The sequence below is a fragment of the Pseudomonas sp. H3_C08 genome, from assembly GCF_054669455.1.
Map to the genome: position 1 here is coordinate 5,559,825 of NZ_CP162803.1, position 16,942 is coordinate 5,576,766.

The 16,942-nt window shown below is 54.2% G+C and carries 19 protein-coding genes; 16 read left to right on the forward strand and 3 right to left on the reverse strand.

The window, feature by feature from the left end:
* The first annotated feature begins 66 nt into the window (after positions 1–66).
* The 3 genes from aguB to AB4N74_RS25375 all read left to right on the forward strand — a co-directional run bounded on the left by aguB (position 67) and on the right by AB4N74_RS25375 (position 2,515).
* Complete coding sequence (gene aguB, locus AB4N74_RS25365; protein ID WP_460089517.1) at positions 67–945, forward strand: N-carbamoylputrescine amidase; 879 nt, start codon at positions 67–69, stop codon at positions 943–945.
* Positions 946–950: 5 nt separating this feature from the next.
* Positions 951–2,057: an agmatine deiminase gene (gene aguA, locus AB4N74_RS25370; RefSeq protein WP_460097579.1), complete on the forward strand. Its 1,107-nt coding sequence runs from the start codon at positions 951–953 to the stop codon at positions 2,055–2,057.
* Positions 2,058–2,302: 245 nt separating this feature from the next.
* The gene (locus AB4N74_RS25375) at positions 2,303–2,515 is read left to right on the forward strand and encodes a hypothetical protein (protein WP_008080512.1); all 213 of its coding nucleotides are present in this window, start codon (positions 2,303–2,305) and stop codon (positions 2,513–2,515) included.
* 186 nt (positions 2,516–2,701) lie between these two features.
* Here AB4N74_RS25375 and AB4N74_RS25380 read toward each other — a convergent pair whose 3' ends face one another.
* The gene (locus AB4N74_RS25380) at positions 2,702–4,795 is read right to left on the reverse strand and encodes a TonB-dependent receptor (protein ID WP_460097581.1); all 2,094 of its coding nucleotides are present in this window, start codon (positions 4,793–4,795) and stop codon (positions 2,702–2,704) included.
* A 255-nt stretch (positions 4,796–5,050) separates the two neighbouring features.
* Between AB4N74_RS25380 and AB4N74_RS25385 the strand changes: the two genes are divergently transcribed.
* The 6 genes from AB4N74_RS25385 to AB4N74_RS25410 all read left to right on the forward strand — a co-directional run bounded on the left by AB4N74_RS25385 (position 5,051) and on the right by AB4N74_RS25410 (position 9,765).
* Positions 5,051–5,719 (forward strand): DsbA family protein, encoded by a 669-nt coding sequence (locus AB4N74_RS25385; protein ID WP_460097582.1) that lies wholly within the window; start codon positions 5,051–5,053, stop codon positions 5,717–5,719.
* Between the two features lie 297 nt (positions 5,720–6,016).
* Positions 6,017–7,321 (forward strand): OprD family porin, encoded by a 1,305-nt coding sequence (locus AB4N74_RS25390; protein ID WP_093430007.1) that lies wholly within the window; start codon positions 6,017–6,019, stop codon positions 7,319–7,321.
* Between the two features lie 231 nt (positions 7,322–7,552).
* Complete coding sequence (locus AB4N74_RS25395; protein ID WP_034151909.1) at positions 7,553–8,299, forward strand: 2OG-Fe dioxygenase family protein; 747 nt, start codon at positions 7,553–7,555, stop codon at positions 8,297–8,299.
* A gap of 79 nt (positions 8,300–8,378) precedes the next feature.
* The gene (locus AB4N74_RS25400; RefSeq protein WP_008080517.1) at positions 8,379–8,756 is read left to right on the forward strand and encodes a GNAT family N-acetyltransferase; all 378 of its coding nucleotides are present in this window, start codon (positions 8,379–8,381) and stop codon (positions 8,754–8,756) included.
* Positions 8,753–9,469 carry an AzlC family ABC transporter permease gene (locus AB4N74_RS25405; protein ID WP_099757732.1) on the forward strand — a complete coding sequence of 239 codons (717 nt, stop codon included), beginning with the start codon at positions 8,753–8,755 and terminating at the stop codon, positions 9,467–9,469. Before AB4N74_RS25400 ends, AB4N74_RS25405 begins: the two co-directional genes overlap by 4 nt.
* Positions 9,448–9,765, forward strand: coding sequence for an AzlD domain-containing protein (locus tag AB4N74_RS25410; RefSeq protein WP_007909127.1), 318 nt, complete (start codon positions 9,448–9,450; stop codon positions 9,763–9,765). Before AB4N74_RS25405 ends, AB4N74_RS25410 begins: the two co-directional genes overlap by 22 nt.
* Here the strand turns inward: AB4N74_RS25410 and AB4N74_RS25415 are convergent.
* Positions 9,682–10,608 carry a LysR family transcriptional regulator gene (locus tag AB4N74_RS25415; protein ID WP_093430009.1) on the reverse strand — a complete coding sequence of 309 codons (927 nt, stop codon included), beginning with the start codon at positions 10,606–10,608 and terminating at the stop codon, positions 9,682–9,684. The two genes, AB4N74_RS25410 and AB4N74_RS25415, sit on opposite strands and share 84 nt — an antisense overlap.
* A 469-nt stretch (positions 10,609–11,077) precedes the next feature.
* Here AB4N74_RS25415 and AB4N74_RS25420 point away from each other — a divergent pair, with 469 nt between their 5' ends.
* From AB4N74_RS25420 to AB4N74_RS25435, 4 genes are all read left to right on the forward strand, one after another.
* Positions 11,078–11,368: a type II toxin-antitoxin system RelB/DinJ family antitoxin gene (locus AB4N74_RS25420; protein WP_034151912.1), complete on the forward strand. Its 291-nt coding sequence runs from the start codon at positions 11,078–11,080 to the stop codon at positions 11,366–11,368.
* Positions 11,334–11,648: a type II toxin-antitoxin system YafQ family toxin gene (locus AB4N74_RS25425; RefSeq protein ID WP_131670893.1), complete on the forward strand. Its 315-nt coding sequence runs from the start codon at positions 11,334–11,336 to the stop codon at positions 11,646–11,648. Before AB4N74_RS25420 ends, AB4N74_RS25425 begins: the two co-directional genes overlap by 35 nt.
* Positions 11,649–11,784: 136 nt before the next feature.
* Positions 11,785–12,192, forward strand: a complete 408-nt coding sequence (locus AB4N74_RS25430) for an MbcA/ParS/Xre antitoxin family protein (protein WP_460097586.1) — start codon at positions 11,785–11,787, stop codon at positions 12,190–12,192.
* An 11-nt stretch (positions 12,193–12,203) separates the two neighbouring features.
* Positions 12,204–12,869, forward strand: a complete 666-nt coding sequence (locus AB4N74_RS25435; protein ID WP_257356805.1) for an RES family NAD+ phosphorylase — start codon at positions 12,204–12,206, stop codon at positions 12,867–12,869.
* Positions 12,870–12,911: 42 nt separating this feature from the next.
* Here the strand turns inward: AB4N74_RS25435 and AB4N74_RS25440 are convergent, their stop codons facing one another.
* Positions 12,912–13,193: a DUF3077 domain-containing protein gene (locus AB4N74_RS25440; protein WP_064388945.1), complete on the reverse strand. Its 282-nt coding sequence runs from the start codon at positions 13,191–13,193 to the stop codon at positions 12,912–12,914.
* A gap of 126 nt (positions 13,194–13,319) precedes the next feature.
* Here AB4N74_RS25440 and AB4N74_RS25445 point away from each other — a divergent pair, with 126 nt between their 5' ends.
* From AB4N74_RS25445 to AB4N74_RS25455, 3 genes are all read left to right on the forward strand, one after another.
* On the forward strand, positions 13,320–13,502 hold the full coding sequence (locus tag AB4N74_RS25445) for a type II toxin-antitoxin system HicA family toxin (RefSeq protein ID WP_095190108.1): 183 nt from the start codon (positions 13,320–13,322) through the stop codon (positions 13,500–13,502).
* Between the two features lie 31 nt (positions 13,503–13,533).
* Positions 13,534–13,959: a type II toxin-antitoxin system HicB family antitoxin gene (locus AB4N74_RS25450; protein ID WP_257356808.1), complete on the forward strand. Its 426-nt coding sequence runs from the start codon at positions 13,534–13,536 to the stop codon at positions 13,957–13,959.
* 475 nt (positions 13,960–14,434) lie between these two features.
* Positions 14,435–16,420, forward strand: coding sequence for an ATP-binding protein (locus AB4N74_RS25455; protein WP_460097589.1), 1,986 nt, complete (start codon positions 14,435–14,437; stop codon positions 16,418–16,420).
* The last annotated feature ends 522 nt before the right edge of the window (positions 16,421–16,942 follow it).

Consider the following 16,942-nt stretch of genomic DNA (forward strand, 5'->3'; position numbering starts at 1 on the left):
TCCGGTGCGCGCGTTTTCTTTTCGGCCGAATTTCCGGCCGTCAAAGCAACTGCCCGGAGATGATTCATGAGCCGTATCGTTACCGTTGCCGCCACTCAGATGGCCTGTTCCTGGGATCTGGAAGCCAACCTCGAAATCGCTGAAAGGCTGGTGCGCGAAGCCGCCGCCAAAGGCGCGCAGATCATCCTGATTCAGGAGCTGTTCGAGGCGCCATACTTCTGCCAGAAGCCGAACCCGGACTATCTGCAACTGGCGACGACGGTGGAAGAAAACGTCGCGATCAAACATTTCCAGAAAATCGCCAAAGAGCTGCAAGTGGTGCTGCCGATCAGCTTCTATGAGCTGGCCGGCCGTGCGCGCTTCAACAGCATCGCGATCATCGATGCCGACGGCAGCAACCTCGGGATTTATCGAAAAAGCCACATCCCGGATGGCCCGGGCTACCACGAGAAGTATTACTTCAACCCGGGCGACACCGGTTTCAAGGTGTGGAACACCCGTTACGCGAAAATCGGCGTGGGCATTTGCTGGGACCAGTGGTTCCCGGAAGCTGCGCGCAGCATGGCGTTGCAAGGCGCTGAAATCCTCTTCTATCCAACCGCAATCGGCAGCGAGCCGCACGACAAGACCATTTCGTCGCGCGATCACTGGCAGCGCGTGCAACAGGGTCATGCCGGCGCCAACCTGATGCCGCTGATCGCCAGCAACCGCATCGGCAACGAAGAACAGGACGGCTACGACATCACGTTCTACGGCTCTTCGTTCATCGCCAACCAGTTCGGCGAAAAAGTGCAGGAGCTGAATAAAACCGAAGAAGGTATTCTTGTGCACACTTTCAACCTCGACGAGCTCGAACAGATTCGCAGCGCGTGGGGTTCATTCCGTGACCGCCGTCCGAACCTGTACGGCGCGTTGAAAACCCTCGACGGTTCCCTGGAGTCCTGATCCCGATGACAACTTTGAAAAGTACCCCGCGTGCCGACGGCTTTCACATGCCGGCCGAGTGGGCGCCGCAAACGCAGACCTGGATGATCTGGCCCGAGCGCCCGGACAACTGGCGTCTGGGCGGCAAACCGGCGCAAGCCGCACATGCTGCGGTGGCCAAGGCCATCGCGCGTTTTGAACCGGTCACCGTGGCCGTGTCCGCCGACCAGTATGAAAACGCCTGCGCGCGCCTCGACGTGCCGAATATCCGCGTGGTCGAGATGTCCAGCGATGACGCTTGGGTACGCGACAGCGGCCCGACTTTCGTCATCAACAACAGCGGCGAAGTGCGCGGTGTGAACTGGGACTTCAACGCCTGGGGAGGTTTCGACGGCGGTTTGTATTCGCCGTGGAATCGCGATTCGCAGGTCGGCGGCAAGATCCTCGAGATCGAGCGCAGCCCGCGTTACCGCACTGAAGGTTTCGTGCTTGAAGGCGGTTCGATTCATGTCGACGGCGAAGGCACGCTGATCACCACCGAAGAATGCCTGCTCAACCGCAATCGCAACCCGCACCTGAGCCGCGAAGAGATTGAAGCGGTACTCAGCGCCAATCTGTCGGTGGATAAAATCATCTGGCTGCCGGACGGTCTGTTCAACGACGAAACCGACGGCCATGTGGATAACTTCTGCTGCTACGTGCGTCCGGGCGAAGTGTTGCTGGCGTGGACCGACGATCCGCAGGATCCGAACTACCCGCGCTGCCAGGCTGCGATGAAAGTCCTGCAAAGCAGCACTGACGCCAAGGGTCGCCCGTTCACGGTGCACAAAATGCCGATTCCGGGACCGCTTTACGCGACAGAAGAAGAGTGCGCCGGTGTCGATCCGGTGGACGGCACGCAGGAACGCAATCCGTCTGTGCGCTTGGCGGGTTCCTACGTGAACTTCCTGATCGTCAACGGCGGCATCATCGCGCCGAGCTTCGACGATCCAATGGACGCGCCGGCCAAGGAAATCCTGCAGAAGCTATTCCCGCAGCACGAAGTGGTGATGGTGCCGGGTCGCGAACTGTTACTGGGTGGCGGCAATATCCATTGCCTTACCCAACAGCAACCCGCGCCGCACAAAGAGTGAGTTGAGTCGTAACACCTTGAGTTGATTAACAAATCAGCCGGGTAATGATTAGCTCGCTATGCATCAACTGAGGCCCGCAGCCCGACAGGACCGCGGGCTTCTTTGTATCCGCTTGTCGACAACTAAGAAACATTGGCATAGCTCTTGTATTCATCACCCGTGCACTAGGGAGGGGGAGAACTTCAACAGTTCTGTCATAAACCTTGGATAACGTAGCCGCTCACGAACGGGGAGAGAGCGCTGAAATGAACGCCGAAGTGAACGTAGTCAGCGAGCGGACGTTGCATCCCATGGCCGTAAACGGCGAATCGCTCCAGATTGTCGCGCACTGGTTAAAGTCCAATGGAACGCGTCAGATCAGGGAACCTGATCCGCGCCGGATGATGATCGAGCGTTACCCCGCTGGCCTGTTCAGCGAGGCCGAACTGGAAGCATTGTGGGCTGTGATGGAAGGATAAGAAGCACAACAGGGATTGGTGAAAGCGCTGCCGGGATGGCGGCGCTTTTTTTTGCACGGCTATCTTGTACACACCCAATCAATGTGGGAGCGAGCCTGCTCGCGAAAGCGGTGGATCAGTTAACGAAGATGCCGACTGATCCGACGCTTTCGCGAGCAGGCTCGCTCCCACAGGATTGGTGTGAAATCAGAAACTGTAGGTGCCGGTCATCACAACGCTACGTGGTGCACCCGGTTGGATTTGATACTGGCTGGTCGCGGACGCGTAGTACTCACGATCGGTGATGTTGTTCAGCGCCGCGCGTAAATCCCAATCCTTGAAGCGGTAACCGACCAGGGCATCCCAGCGGCCGTAACCCGGCAACACGGTGGTGTTGGCGTTATCGACATAGCGTTGGCCAACCAGGGTCAGGCCGGTTTCGCCGTACCAGCCCATCTCTGGTTTCCAGGTCAGGAACAGGCTGCCGTTATGCTTGGCAACGTTGTTGATGCGTTTGCCTTCCAGGCCGTTGTTGTCCTTCTCGATCTTCGCATCCTGCAGACCGACGCCACCGCGCATGTACCAGTTGCCGACGAGATTGCCGGTGGCCGTCAATTCGATCCCGCGCGAGCGTTGCAGACCGGACATCACCGTCAGGGTCGGATCGTTTGGATCAGTGGTGCGGCGGTTGTAGAGTTCCAGATCGTAGATCGCCAGCGTGGTGCTCAAGCGGTCATCGAGCCAGTCGCTTTTCACGCCGATTTCTTTCTGCTTGGTCAGCTCGGGACTGAGGTCGTTGGTGTTGCCGGCCGCACCCGGAGTGATGCCGATCAAGCCACCGCCCACCGGCGAAAACGTCTTCGACCACGAGGCGTAGAACGAATGGTTTTGTAGCGGCGTCCAGACCAGGCCGACGCGCGGGCTGGTGCTGTGGCTGTCGCGATCTTCGGAGATGTTGCGCAGCTTGTTGGTCGACTCGATATCGAAAGTGTCGTAACGCAGACCGGCGAGCACTTGCCATTGGTCGTTCAGGCGCAGTTGATCCTGCACGTACACCGCACGGCTTTCGACTTCGGTGTGGCTGCTGCTGGAGACCTGCATGCTGCCGGTGTGGCGCAGATCACGGTTCGGGTTGTACAGGTCGAGCGACGGTACGGGCTGCGCGCCCGGGGTTCTGCCAGTGGCCGCGTTGTACAGCGTCGGGTCGCGGCGCTGGCTGCCGATTTCGATTCCGGTCAACAGGCGATGCTCAAGGCCGAACGTATCGAAACCACCTTCCAGTTCAACGTTGTTGTAAACGTTGCGAGTGGTCAGATCCTGCTGCCAATGCTGGCGCGTGACCTTGTTGGTCGCCGGCGTGTAACCGGTGAGGTACGTGTTGTCGAAATCACTGTCGAGCTTGAACACGCCGAGGGTCTGGCGCAGTTGCCAGTTGTCATTGATTTCATAAGTGAGTTTCGAGCGCAGCGATTGCGACTTGTCGTCGATGAAATCGTGATCGTTGCCGTAGGTCGTATCGCGCCCGACATCGGCCGGGCGCCCGTTGATGCCGGGGATGCCGCGATCCGGGGTGCGGTTGTAGCGGCTGTATTCGTACTGCACCAGCCAGTTCAGGTCCGGCGTCAGTTGCCAGCTCATCGACGGCGCGAACAATTGGCGATTGCCACTGACACCGTCGCGGAAGCTGTTTTCATCCATGTTGCCCAAGTTCAGGCGCAGGCTGATGTTTTCGCTCGGGTCGCTGCTGAGGTCGGCGTAAAGACTGCGCAAATCTTCGCTGCCAGCCTGGGCTTCGATAGTCGAGCGCCGGCCGAACTCGGGTATTTTGCTCACGCGGTTGACGATCCCGCCCTGACTGCCACGCCCGTACAGCACGGCGGCCGGGCCTTTGAGCACTTCAACGCGTTCAATATTGTGCAAGTCGCGCTTGTATTGGCTGTCGTCGCGGATGCCATCCAGATAGAAATCGTTGCTCGCGTCGAAGCCGCGGATGCGCAGGCTGTCGAAACGGGTGTCGGCGCTGCTGCTGACGTTAGGCATGCCGCTCAACGCGTCGCCGATGTCATTGGTGCCGTAGCTAGCGACGTTCGAGGTCTTGATCGAATCGATCGCCTGCGGCACATAACGTACGGGCGTCGAGGTCCGAGTCGCGGTGCTGCTGAGCTTCACCCGAGGGTCATCGGCTTGCGCTTCGGCGCTGATTGCGGTGGCGGGTAACTCGGTCGCGGAGTAGGCAAAACCGCTGGACAGAAAAGCAGAAAGCCCAAGGGTGGCGGGCGTAAGACGGAACGGGGCAGGCATTGAACAGCGCATCCGAAAGGGTGGAAGAATTCGATCGTGCAAATGGTAATGCTTTGCATTTACTTCCGTTAATTATTCCTTATAAGTTCCCTTGACTGATTGTTTCAATTTGTGTCCTAACCGACACAATCTGACTGGACGAATCATTCGACCGATTCATGAAACAGACTGAAAGCCATTCCGGCGTTTTTCCGCAAGAGTGCGAGGACTAATCTGCCGCCATCGATTTTCCTGACTTTCTCCCGGAGTTTTTCCATGATTCTTCACTACATCTACGATCCGCTGTGTGGCTGGTGTTACGGCGCCAAGCCGCTGGTGGAAGCGGCACAGTCAGTGTTGCCGGTGAATGCCCATGCCGGCGGAATGATGAGTGGCGCCAATCGCCAGCGTGTTTCCCCGCAACTGCGCAATTACGTCATGCCCCATGACCGACGCATTGCCGAATACACCGGCCAGCCGTTTGGCGAGGCCTATTTCGAAGGTTTGCTGCGTGATCACTCAGCGGTGTTCGATTCGACGCCAGCGATTGCTGCGGTCATGGCGGCTGAAGCCATCGACGGCGGCGGTTTGCGCCTGCTGGGACGGTTGCAGTCGGCGCACTATGTGGAAGGGCGACGCATTGCCGATTCAGCCGTGCTGTTGGAATTGGCGATGCAGATGGGCTATGCGCAGGAAGATTTCCACCTTGCGTTTGAGTCCGTTGATAGCGAGGGGCATATAAAAGCCAGTCGCCAGTTTTTGGCTCAATTGGGGGGTCAGGGTTTTCCAACGATTGCTCTGGAGCAGAACGGCACGTTCCAGTTGATCGACATCAGCCCCTGGCTGGGCAAGCCGCAGGCATTTGCCGATTGGTTGCAACAGGCAATCGTCGTCGATGAAACCGGTAAAACTTCTGCATTTTGTTCTATCGATGGTTGCGCCTGATACGCGCTGGATTCACTGGCTGTTTGCATTTCCCAGCAAGGAGTCAGCGCAAAATTTACGTTTCTTAGACGATTTTTACCTATTTAAAGACGATTCTTGAAATTGACACATTGTTCAGGGCGCGGCTACGATTCGGCCCAACGCCTGTGGCCAACCGCCATGACTCAAAATAAGGAGCAGGCCCGCCATGACATCGTCGTGGGCGGGTCTTTTTGTTTCGGGGTGAATAAAAGAGTGCAAAAGCGCCGTTTCCGCCGTTCGACACAGCGCGTTTCAACCCGTAATAAGGAAAACAAAATGTTGAACAAGCGAATCAGTCTGATCGCACTGGGGATGTTGAGCGCCACTCAGGCCATGGCTAACGACCAGGCCGAGTCCAAGGGTTTTGTTGAAGACAGTAGCCTCAAAGTGCTGCTGCGCAATGCCTACATCAATCGTGATTACAAAGACGGCAACAAAGACAAAGCCGAGTGGGGCCAAGCGGCCATCGGTACGTTCTCGTCCGGTTTCACCCAAGGCACCGTGGGTGTCGGCGTCGACGCTTTCGGTCTGTATGCACTGCGTCTGGACGGCGGCAAGGGCCGTAGCGGCGCCGGTGGTATCGATTTCTTCAAGCAGGAAAATGACGGTCGCGCGAACCATGACATAGCGAAGGGCGGTGCAGCGGTGAAGTTCCGCTTCTCCAACACCGTGTTGACCTACGGCGACCAGATGCCGGCCCTGCCGGTGCTGAGCTACGACAATGTGCGTCTGCTGCCGGAAAGCTACACCGGTACCCTGATCACTTCCAAAGAGATCAAAGGCCTGGAACTGAACGCCGGTCGTTTCACCGCCGAATCGCGCAAGAGCGATGAAGGCCGTGACAGCGGTGGACTGAAGTCGATCAACGTATTGGGCGGTAGCTACCAGTTCACTGAGAACTTCAAAGGTGCGTTGTACGCTTCCGACGTCGAAGACGTATTGAAGAAACAATACGTGAACGCCAACTACGTGTTGCCGTTCAACAAGGATCAGTCGCTGACCCTGGACTTCAACGGCTATCGCACCAAGCTCGACAGCTCGTACGTTCGCGAAAACACCGTTCCGGGCGAAAGCATCGTGACCGGTCGCGACAACAAGATCTGGAGCCTGGCCGCGACATTCGCCACTGGCCCGCACTCGTTCACCGTGGCGCACCAGCGCTCCACCGGCGACAGCAACCTGGGCTACGCCTATGGCGGTTACCAGAAAGATCAACACCGCGTCGGTGACGGTGGTAACTCCATCTACCTGGCCAACTCCTACTGGTCCGACTTCAACGCTGAAGACGAGCGCAGCTGGCAACTGGGCTACGGCCTCGACTTCGGCGCATTCGGCGTACCGGGCCTGAGCTACAACTTCGCTTATGTGCGTGGCGACAACATCACCACGTCCACCAGCGAAGGCGGTACCGAGCGTGAGATCTTCAACCAGTTCAAATACGTCGTGCAGTCTGGCCCGGCCAAAGACCTGAGCGTGAAACTGCGCAGCTCGATCCTGCGTGTTTCGCAGAAATCCAGCGAGTACAACGTCAGCGGTAACGAACTGCGCGTTTTCGTGGATTACCCGATCAACATCTTCTGATGCCTGATCCAGTGTAAGAAACATGAGAAAAACCCCGACTGGTTCGGGGTTTTTTTCGACGGTTATTCGATGAAAACCGGAAAAAACCCGTGTTTTTGTCATGTAAAAGTTGTTTTTAAGCGCCTGCAAACGCCGTTTCAAACAGTGCTTTAAATGCCTGAAATTCTTTCTCATGGACGCAAATTCTCCACCTAATAGATTAGGCCGCTCAACGCAGCGGAGAATTTGGTAATGATCGTTTTGAACAGAGAAGTGGGCGAATCGCTACGGCGCGACAAATATGTCAACGTCCAGGGTGGTGACTTCAATCTCTACGGTCATTTTGCCGACTTCGTCAGACTGACCAAAAGTTGGGAAAACATGGAGCCTGACAGCTACTACGGTCAGGCCGAAGCCGGCATGCGTTACCGTCGTTACAGCGACTTTGAGTACAACCCGAAAACCCGCGAGCTCAAGCAACTCGAGCATCGCGCCTACGTGCAGTCGAAAGAGAACAACGCCTATGTTGGCGGCCTGGTACGACACTTTCAGGACTTCTCCGATGAAGTAATTACTTCACCGGTGATGCGCAGCCTTATCGACACCGATTTCGAAGTGTACAAAAGCGTACTGCCGGAAGAGCTGCACGATGAAATCTGGCAGTGCCAGATCCATCAGATCCGCATCGAAATCAAACCCGGCAAGCAACTGGAAATCACCCCCGAAGGCATTCACTGCGACGGCTATCCGTTCAGCGGTGTGCACTTCTGGGGTCGCAATAATGTCGAGGGCGCGGAGAGTCGTTTGTACGACATCCACGAGCATCAACTGGCGTCGACCACCTACCAGGAAATTCTCGATACCACCTACTTCCTCGATCGTGACATGCGCCACTACGTGACCCCGGCCCGCAACACGCACACCCATGCGATGGCGTACCGGCAGATTCTGGCGATCTCCTTCTCGCGGCCCGGGACCGCTTTCGACATTGTTCGCTAATCAGATCACCCCAATCGACGGCGTCGAGTGCTCGACGCCGGTGGTGCTGCGACGCGCCACGGCCAAGGATGCGCAGCGCATGGAGCGCTTCTTCCGCCAGTTCGACGAAGTGTCCTTCTGCGAGTGGCAGGACGCCAAGTGCCTGCGTGGCGTGCTGATCCAGAAAACCACCACGGCCTATCTCGCCTTTGACGTGGCGGGCGAGATCGTCGGCGCGGTACTCGGTGGCATGCTCGGCAGTCGCGGCACGATTAATCATCTGGCGGTCAGCCCGCGCTATCGCAGCCAGGGCGTCGGTCAACGACTGGTTGAAGCGGCGTCGTCCGATATGAAACGGGTCGGCGTGTTACGGATGTTTCTGTTCGTCGACGATGCTAACCTCGCGGGCAAGCGATTCTGGACTGCCCAGGGTTTTTGCGAACCCCACGGCGAGCGGACATTTGAGAGGGATCTATGAATGAAACGTCCGGCAGTGCGCCGCTGATGGCTACCCATCAGCCGTCGCGCACGTTTGCCGAAGCCAGCCCGGTAGTCGCTGGCTACTTCACGGTGTCATTCGTGTTCGGGTTGATGGCCGTCAACGCCGGGTTGCCGATGTGGCTGCCAGTGGCGATGTGTTTGTTCGTATATGCCGGCGCTTCGCAATTCGCCGCACTGGCGCTGATCTCCAGCGGCGCCTCGCTGACGACTATCGTACTGACCACTTTCCTGATCAACGCGCGGCACATGTTGATGTCGGTTTACATGGCCAAGGCTCTGCGCGCACTCGGCTTGAGCCGCATGGAGCGCTGGGCTTATGCCGGTGGCCTGACGGACGAATCCTTCGCTTTCCACAGCGTTAAACTCGGCACCGGTGCGCCGGTCAATGTGCGTTATCTGATTGGCTTCAACCTGTTCTGCCACACCTCGTGGGTGCTCGGCGGTTTGCTTGGCGCCGTTTGTGCGCAGTACGCGGCGCACCTGATCAAATATCAGCTCGACTACGCCCTGACCGCGATGATGCTCTACGTGCTGGTGTCGCTGTGCAACACGCGCAACAAACTCATCGCTGCTGCGGCTGCCGTGGCCTGCATGGGCGCGCTGAGCCTGGTCGGCAGTTCGCCGTTCAATGTGTTTATCGCCACGTTTGTGGGCTGCGGAGTGGGTGTATGCCTGACCAAACGTTCCTGATTCTGGTGGTCGCGCTGATGATGGCCGTGACTTTCCTGCCACGCGCGCTGCCACTGCAAGTCAACACCGAGCACTGGCCGCCGTTTATTGCGCGGGCGCTGGAATACTTGCCGGTGGCGATCGTCGCTGCGATCAGCCTGACACCCTTGTTGATCAAGGATCAGCACATACAGCTCGATCGCCCGGAATTCTATGCCGCAATTCCGACGTTGTTATGTGCGTATTTCAGCAAAAACCTCTTTCTCAGTGTGGCGGTTGGGACGGCTGCGTACATTGCGCTCGGCTCGTTCATGTAGCGGCAAGTCGACGACATCGTTGAGTGCCTGGTTCGACAACTCCGGATTGTTCACCGCCAGACGCACTTCGAGAAAATCCTCGAACCCGGGGAAAATCGTCAGGCCGTTCTTCTGCGCAGCTTCACGCGAGACCATGCCCACCGCGTCCATCTGCGTGATCAACGACAGCGTTAACGTTTCACTGCATGAATAGACCATGCGCTGGCCGTTCTCGTGATTGCCCAGCCCCGCGTCGAGAAAACGCAAAAAGCTGTGGGAATACGGACAATCTTCCGCAGGACGTACCTGAAACTTGTTGCCCAGCAAGGTCAGGGGATCATTCTCCTGACCACAATGGGCGCCAACGACCTGCACCTGTACATCCGGCAGGACGATACTCGGCAAGCCCGGCCGCTGCGGGCCGATCAGTACCGCAAGGTCGAAGTCTTCGTTCTTCAGCTTGCTGAGATTTTCCATCGACTCGGCGTAGCTGAATTCCATCTGATAATCGGGAAACACCTCGATCAGGCGTCCGATCATTCGGCGGTTGAAGTCAGCCGCCAAAGTGTTGTTCAACGCCACCTTCAACGTGCGCTGGCCGGGCACCTTCAGCGCCTCGACCTTCTCTTCCATCTGTCGCGTGGCAATCAGCACTTTGTCCATATAAGGCGTCAGCTCAGTGCCTTGCGGCGTCAGCGTCAGGCCTTTGTTGGAACGTCGAAACAAGCGGAAACCGAACTGCTCTTCGACCTTGTTCAACTGCGCGGCCAAGGCCTGCACAGTCAGGCACGAATGCTCGGCTGCGGCCGACAACGAGCCGGTCTGCACGATGCGCATGAGGTTGCGTAAGGTTCTGCTATCCATGGGTAATGCCCTCTAAAGTGGGCTGGGTATTGTTGTTTACGAGACTGCCGGTCAGGCGCCATATGCTGGCTATATTCCTGTACCTGAGCATAGTTGTCGCGGGTTTAGTAGCGAATTGATGTCCTCGCCGATGGCTGGAGGCTGACACAGGATCGGGTTTTTTGGTGACGTGGGGGTGATGGGGGTCAAAAAAAGTGCGTGGTTTTGGTGCGTGGGGCGATTTTTTTCGAAGAGAAACAGCTTACATCTTCCGAGGTTATTGCCTGCGTCATGCGCAGATACGTCTCAGGCAAAGTAACGATTTAGCTGATAGCGCCTACCTGTCAAAGGAGTTGAAATGGATGTCTGGCATGCAAGCCATGGCGGTAGATAACCACCTATCAACTTCGCGTTGACCGACGAAGATCCCTCCGACCACAATGTAGAGGTAGCGCTGATGTAGCTACAAAATCACGATGAGGTAATTGAGATGGCTGCACTACTGAAAACTACCGATGTGCGCTGCCGCATTGATGAGGATTTGAAAGCGCGTGCCACTGAAGTCTTAAACGCTTGCGGGCTGAGCATTAGCGACGCCATGCGACTTTTTCTGCGGCAGGTTGTTGCCACTCAGGGGCTTCCCTTCGAGGTGCGAGTTCCATCAGAGAAAACGGCCCGCGCAATGATGGAAGCACGAGAAATCCGTCAGCGTTTCGACTCGATAGACGACATGCTGAGGACTGCTGATGGCGAAACCGGAGAAAACGCAAAAACGCGCTGATCGGCCTAAACAGTGTGCACAGACTTCTGAATTCAAGAAGTCTTGGGATCGTTATAACCGTGCAGGAAGGCGAGACATGAACGACGTCCGGAATGTGATGGCGATGTTGTTCTTGGGGCAGCAATTACCGGCAGAATATCTGGATCATGCGCTGACTGGAGACTGGTCTGGATTCCGCGAATGTCATATCGGTGGCGATTTTCTGATGATTTACGAGAACACGCGCCCAGACCTGATCACGTTTGTGGATTTAGGGAGCCATTCAGAATTGTTTAAATAGCGCAGAAATACATAAGGCGGCTCAACTCCGGCTTCTGTGCGTTTGATCATTGCGATTGTTCGTTTGTGTATCAAAACTCTAAAAAATTACAGTTATGTACTAGTCTTCAGCTAAGACAAAAAAACAGGAGGCGTCTATGCCTACCTCATCTCCAGCCCTCACCCCACGCGAACAACTCGACGCCCCCGAAGGCGGTCGCGTCGCGCTGAAGTTCTTCTTTAACCTCATGGAGCGTTGGGGCTGCAGCGCTGAGCAGCAACGCACATTGCTGGGCGGTGTCGGTAACACCACGTTCTATAAATACAAACACCTGCCGAACATACGTCTGCCTAACGATACCCTTGAGCGCATCTCCTATCTGATGGGTATTCACAAGGCGCTGAGCATCATCTTCAGCAATAGCCGCGAGCGCGCCTATACGTGGGTCAGCAGTCCAAACACAGCGGCGCCGTTCAACGGGCAAACTGCATTGGATTACATGCTGGCGGGGAGAGTGATCGACATCGCCGATGTTCGCCGCTACCTCGATGGGGTGCGCGGTTGAAGGCGCCCGATTTGGTTGATGTGGCGTGGCCGAGAGCCTATCGGATCGTCAACAGCAGCTTCCCGCCGATTGCGCTGTTCGAAGACGTGCTCGATCCCGAAGACCTGGAAGTTGCCTACGCGATTGAAGCGCTAACCAACGATCGCCTGATCGAACAGGCCGGCGTACTCGCCCGCGTGCGACTCGAAGATCGACTCTCCGGCCCCGGCTCGACTCCGGTGATGGCTGCGTTTACCCACATCGGCAAACGCAGTCGTTTCTGCGACGGCACCTTCGGCGTTTACTACGCTGCGAGCAGTCAGGCTGCTGCCATCGCCGAGACCTGTTATCACCAGGAACGATTTCTTGCGGCGACCCAAGAAGCGGACCTTGAATTGACCATGCGGACTTACGTTAATCGGGTGGTTAAACCGCTGCACGATATCCGCCACAATCACCCCGAACTGCACAATCCGGATCCGGAGGCTTACGGGCCGTCTCAGCAATTCGCCCGGCAACTGCGCGAAACCGAGTCGTGGGGGCTGCTTTACAACAGCGTTCGCCTGCCGGGCCATGAATGCATCGCGGCGTTTCGACCACCGGCAGTGTCGATCCCGAAGCAGGGTAAGCATTTGCGCTATGTGTGGAGTGCGAGTCAGCAGAAGATTTCGTTTGTGTTTGAGATCAGTCAGGTCTGAAACGCAAAAGCCCTCGCATCAACGAGGGCCTTAAACCGGCGTTTACATCAACGGCTTGTCCGGCGGCGCATCCATCACTTTCACGACATCATCGATCAACGCCTTGCTTAACTCCTGCAGATACTGCGAGGCATAAGCGTGAAGGTCAGGGTCGCGAGAGACTGACGTGTCCGCAGTGAGCAGTCGTGAAATGTGAAGCAAGTGCGAGGCGTGGGAAAGGGCGGCGATTACCGGTACACCACGGTTGGTGCGGAACATCGCTTGATTGGAGTGGAAGGAAAAGTGGGTGAGGCCGAGGGTTTTCAGATCTTGAGAGTGGGTCATTTCACTCACCTGCCGTTCGAGAAGGGCGACGTGAAATGACTGGTGTTTCTTTGTTGTGCAACACTTATGTTGCATGTGCAGCAAATATGTTGCACATTCGCTTTACCGAAACGGCGAGCGATGCACATGAAGTACAGCGAGTTTCGGCGATGGTTGAAAGCCCAAGGCGTTGAGTTCCAAAACGGCAAGGGTAGCCACTTCAAGGTTTCCTTGAACGGCAAATCAACTGTGTTTCCCGACCACGGAGCCAAGGAAATGGGCGAAGGGTTGAGAAAATCGATAATCAAACAGCTGGGCCTCAAGGATTGAGGCCCAGCTGTACCCCATGAGAGGAATCGTGATGTTCGAATATGCGTTGGAAGTTCACGAAGAGCCGGACAGTGTCTGGTTGTCCTGCGCAGAAATTCCAGAGATGCACGCCGTTGGCGACACACTTGAACAGGCGCTCGACAGTGCTATCGATGCCATCGAGACCGCCCTGTCGATCTACGTTGATGATCGTCGATTGGCTCCGACGGGGCAGGCGGGAGAACAGAAAAGTGACGTCGTGTTGCGTCTGCCTGCGCTGACCGCAGCGAAGGTTGCGCTTTGGAATACGCTCTTGGAGTCCGGTGTGAGCAAAGCCGAACTGGCGCGTCGTCTCGGCGTGCAACGGCCTCAGGTAGATCGGTTAGTCGATTTCCTGCATCACTCCAAGATCGAGAATGTCGAGCGTGCTTTGCAGCAGCTTGGGCGTCGGATTTTGCTTTCGGTTGAGGCTGCGTAGGATTGTAGAAAGCCCCCGACAGCGATTGCTGTCGGGGGCTTTTCATTTGGGATGGAAAAAACCCCAGAAACAACAAAGCCCCTGCATTTCTGCAGGGGCTTCGTTTTGTATGGTGCGGCACCAGGAGTCGAAAAAGTGCGGTAACCATATGATGTTAATAGATTAATTATTATAATAATCGCCAGGCTATCCCTAAAAATATCCTTTTCTTCTTTCTGGACATCCCGGATGTGATCAACTTAAGCAGCCGAGGGGAATATTTACATTGTCCGCCCAACAGATTAATTACTATCGAATTCCGCAATTCTATTGCATCTTTATGTAGCGGTGCGTATTTCTATATGCCTAGAGAAGGATGGCGGAGTTGTAGTTGTTAAGTGTTGGTGTGGCCAAGACTTTAAGGTGGTGCTATATTTGCACGCACATAACGTCGTTGCTATGTTGTCTATGTTAGTGAGAGTGTAAGGCGGGGATAATGGCCAAAGTTGAAGTCAAAGCAAAAGGGATTAAAAATAGGCTTAAGGCTATCAAGCCTTATAGGGCTGTAGCTGAATATATATGGAATGGCTTTGATGCCGGTGCGACTTCTGTTGATGTTAGATACGAAGTTGATGATTTGGGGGGTGTCAAATATCTCGCTGTACAGGACAATGGATCGGGAATTCCACACCTTCAGGTTGAGAATAAGTTTAAACCTATTCTCTCTTCTGAAAAAAGAGATCTTGAGGTGCAGCACTCACTTGTACATGGTAAAAATGGCCTTGGACGCTTGACCTTTTTCCATTTTGCACAAAGAGCAATATGGAGGACTCGATATGCCAGCGCTGATGAAGTATATGAGTATGAAATAAAAGTAAGCGATGATGATATTGACAACTACAGCTTCTCCTCTGAGGAAAAAGTTTCCGGTAGAGAGGTAGGCACGTGTGTTAGTTTTGAAAATATTATCGGCCTGTCTGAGTCTTACATTAAGGATGAGTTGACTTCATACCTGATTAAGGATTTCGCATGGTTGTTGGAGCTGAAAAGAGATCAAGGTTTCGCGATTCGTATTAATGGCACTGATATACCCTGTGAGTCGCTCGTTAGAGATTCAGAGGAATTTGCTCTAAATATTGCTGACTGCCTCTTTGATGTTAAGTTTGTAAGGTGGTCTAAGAAATTGAATCGCCACTTCTCCCGATTCTATTGTTCAGATCTTGTGGGTAGCTTTAAGTATTCACGCCCGACGACCCTGAATAATAAAGGTGATGAGTTTTATCACAGTGTTTTTGTGGTTAGTGATTACTTCAAAGATTTTAGTGTTGGCAAGGAAGGCGGGCAAATTGATCTGTTATCACCTCGGACGGATCAATCTGAAGAATTCAAGGAGCTGATAAAGAGCGTTAATTCATTCTTGAGAGCTAAGCGTAAACCTTTCATTGTCGATCATGCCAAGAAGCTAGTAGAAGAGTTCGAGGCTAAAGGCTACTTTCCTGAATTTAATTCGAAGAATAATTGGGAGCTAGCGCGGCATGAAGATCTGAAAGAGACCATTACTCAACTCTATCAGGTAGAGCCAAAAATATTTTCCAACTTGAACCCTACTCAAAAGGTGACCTTCATAAGGTTTATATCGTTAATTGTTGACAGTGGTGAGGTTGAGGATTTATTCAAAATACTTGACGGTGTAATAGATTTGTCCTCAGGGGAGAGGGAGCGCTTTGCGCGTCAACTGCAAACAACCAAAATGTCATCGATAGTAAATACCATTGAGTTGATAAGCGATCGATATAAGTCTGTTGCGGAATTTAAAAAACTGGTATTTGATCCGAATATGTATGCCGGAGAAGTCCCGCATCTGCAGAAGATGATGGAGAAAAATTACTGGCTTATAGGTGAGGAGTACCAACTTCTAACCGCCGCTGAGCCCAAATTTGAAGAAGCTTTACGCCGATATACATATTTGCTGCATGGTATAGGTAGTAAGGATACAGTTGATCACGAGAGCAAAAACAGAGAAATGGATTTGTTTCTTGTTAGGCAAGGGAAGAAACAAAGCATAGTAGAAAATATAGTTCTTGAGCTAAAGCATCCTACGAATATACGACTGGGCAAGAAAGAGTTTGATCAAGTTTATGATTATTATCAGGTAATTAGATCAATTGATCAGTTTAACGGTTCAAATATGGATTGGAAATTTTATTTGATAGGAAATCAATTTGATTCAACTGGTTATATTGAAAGCCAGATAAAGAGTCATAAAAATCATGGTGAGCCTGGATTGATGTTTATTGGTGAGTATCGAGTGTACGCATTTAGATGGAGTGAGATTTTTACTGAATTTGAGTTGAAGCACGATTTTTTAAATAAAAATCTCCAACTCGAATTGGAGCGGCTTGCTGATGGCAGGCATGATTCTGCAGACGACATAGTGGCTGCGGTGAGAACCTCTGATGCTCCGAAAGAAATGGTCGCTTAGCCGCATACTTAGGCTTCTTAAAGTCAGACATCGGCTACCGGTGTGGTAGCCCGCTCTCAGAAACAACACTGTTTTCTGCGCCGATTGTCACGAGTGGGGTCGCCGTTCCCTGCCGTCGGGTTCGGTGAAGAGATCGGTAACCACAGTCCAGACCTCATCCAAGTTCATAACGCTTTGCCATCACGGATTTCCTTTCCGTAGATGGCGGCAGGCCCCACAAAATCTCAGCTTTCGAGGGGGGCGATTGGGTTTCTCGGTATTTCGTACAAAGCCTAAACCACCTGAGCTTTGAACGGTTTCGGATAAGAGCTTCATTGGCGCAAAAAAAACCTGGCAATAAGGGCGATCGCGTCTGCTTAAAAATACGCGAACACCATCGTCCTCAATGCTTGGAGCTCGGAGGGTGAGTTGGCCGGACGAGTACCACGCAGCTTTCCGGGCAGGAGGTGCGGCCTAGGTACATCCTAATACATGCGATCCCTATTTGCGCATCCTTAACTACTACATAATTATAGACCTTAA

Bases quoted from the DNA above. Each gene is read 5' to 3' on its own strand.
- aguB (WP_460089517.1), top strand. From the start codon at position 67: ATGAGCCGTATCGTTACCGTTGCCGCCACTCAGATGGCCTGTTCCTGG.
- aguA (WP_460097579.1), top strand. From the start codon at position 951: ATGACAACTTTGAAAAGTACCCCGCGTGCCGACGGCTTTCACATGCCG.
- AB4N74_RS25375 (WP_008080512.1), top strand. From the start codon at position 2,303: ATGAACGCCGAAGTGAACGTAGTCAGCGAGCGGACGTTGCATCCCATG.
- AB4N74_RS25380 (WP_460097581.1), bottom strand. From the start codon at position 4,795: ATGCCTGCCCCGTTCCGTCTTACGCCCGCCACCCTTGGGCTTTCTGCT.
- AB4N74_RS25385 (WP_460097582.1), top strand. From the start codon at position 5,051: ATGATTCTTCACTACATCTACGATCCGCTGTGTGGCTGGTGTTACGGC.
- AB4N74_RS25390 (WP_093430007.1), top strand. From the start codon at position 6,017: ATGTTGAACAAGCGAATCAGTCTGATCGCACTGGGGATGTTGAGCGCC.
- AB4N74_RS25395 (WP_034151909.1), top strand. From the start codon at position 7,553: ATGATCGTTTTGAACAGAGAAGTGGGCGAATCGCTACGGCGCGACAAA.
- AB4N74_RS25400 (WP_008080517.1), top strand. From the start codon at position 8,379: ATGGAGCGCTTCTTCCGCCAGTTCGACGAAGTGTCCTTCTGCGAGTGG.
- AB4N74_RS25405 (WP_099757732.1), top strand. From the start codon at position 8,753: ATGAATGAAACGTCCGGCAGTGCGCCGCTGATGGCTACCCATCAGCCG.
- AB4N74_RS25410 (WP_007909127.1), top strand. From the start codon at position 9,448: ATGCCTGACCAAACGTTCCTGATTCTGGTGGTCGCGCTGATGATGGCC.
- AB4N74_RS25415 (WP_093430009.1), bottom strand. From the start codon at position 10,608: ATGGATAGCAGAACCTTACGCAACCTCATGCGCATCGTGCAGACCGGC.
- AB4N74_RS25420 (WP_034151912.1), top strand. From the start codon at position 11,078: ATGGCTGCACTACTGAAAACTACCGATGTGCGCTGCCGCATTGATGAG.
- AB4N74_RS25425 (WP_131670893.1), top strand. From the start codon at position 11,334: ATGGCGAAACCGGAGAAAACGCAAAAACGCGCTGATCGGCCTAAACAG.
- AB4N74_RS25430 (WP_460097586.1), top strand. From the start codon at position 11,785: ATGCCTACCTCATCTCCAGCCCTCACCCCACGCGAACAACTCGACGCC.
- AB4N74_RS25440 (WP_064388945.1), bottom strand. From the start codon at position 13,193: ATGACCCACTCTCAAGATCTGAAAACCCTCGGCCTCACCCACTTTTCC.
- AB4N74_RS25445 (WP_095190108.1), top strand. From the start codon at position 13,320: ATGAAGTACAGCGAGTTTCGGCGATGGTTGAAAGCCCAAGGCGTTGAG.
- AB4N74_RS25450 (WP_257356808.1), top strand. From the start codon at position 13,534: ATGTTCGAATATGCGTTGGAAGTTCACGAAGAGCCGGACAGTGTCTGG.
- AB4N74_RS25455 (WP_460097589.1), top strand. From the start codon at position 14,435: ATGGCCAAAGTTGAAGTCAAAGCAAAAGGGATTAAAAATAGGCTTAAG.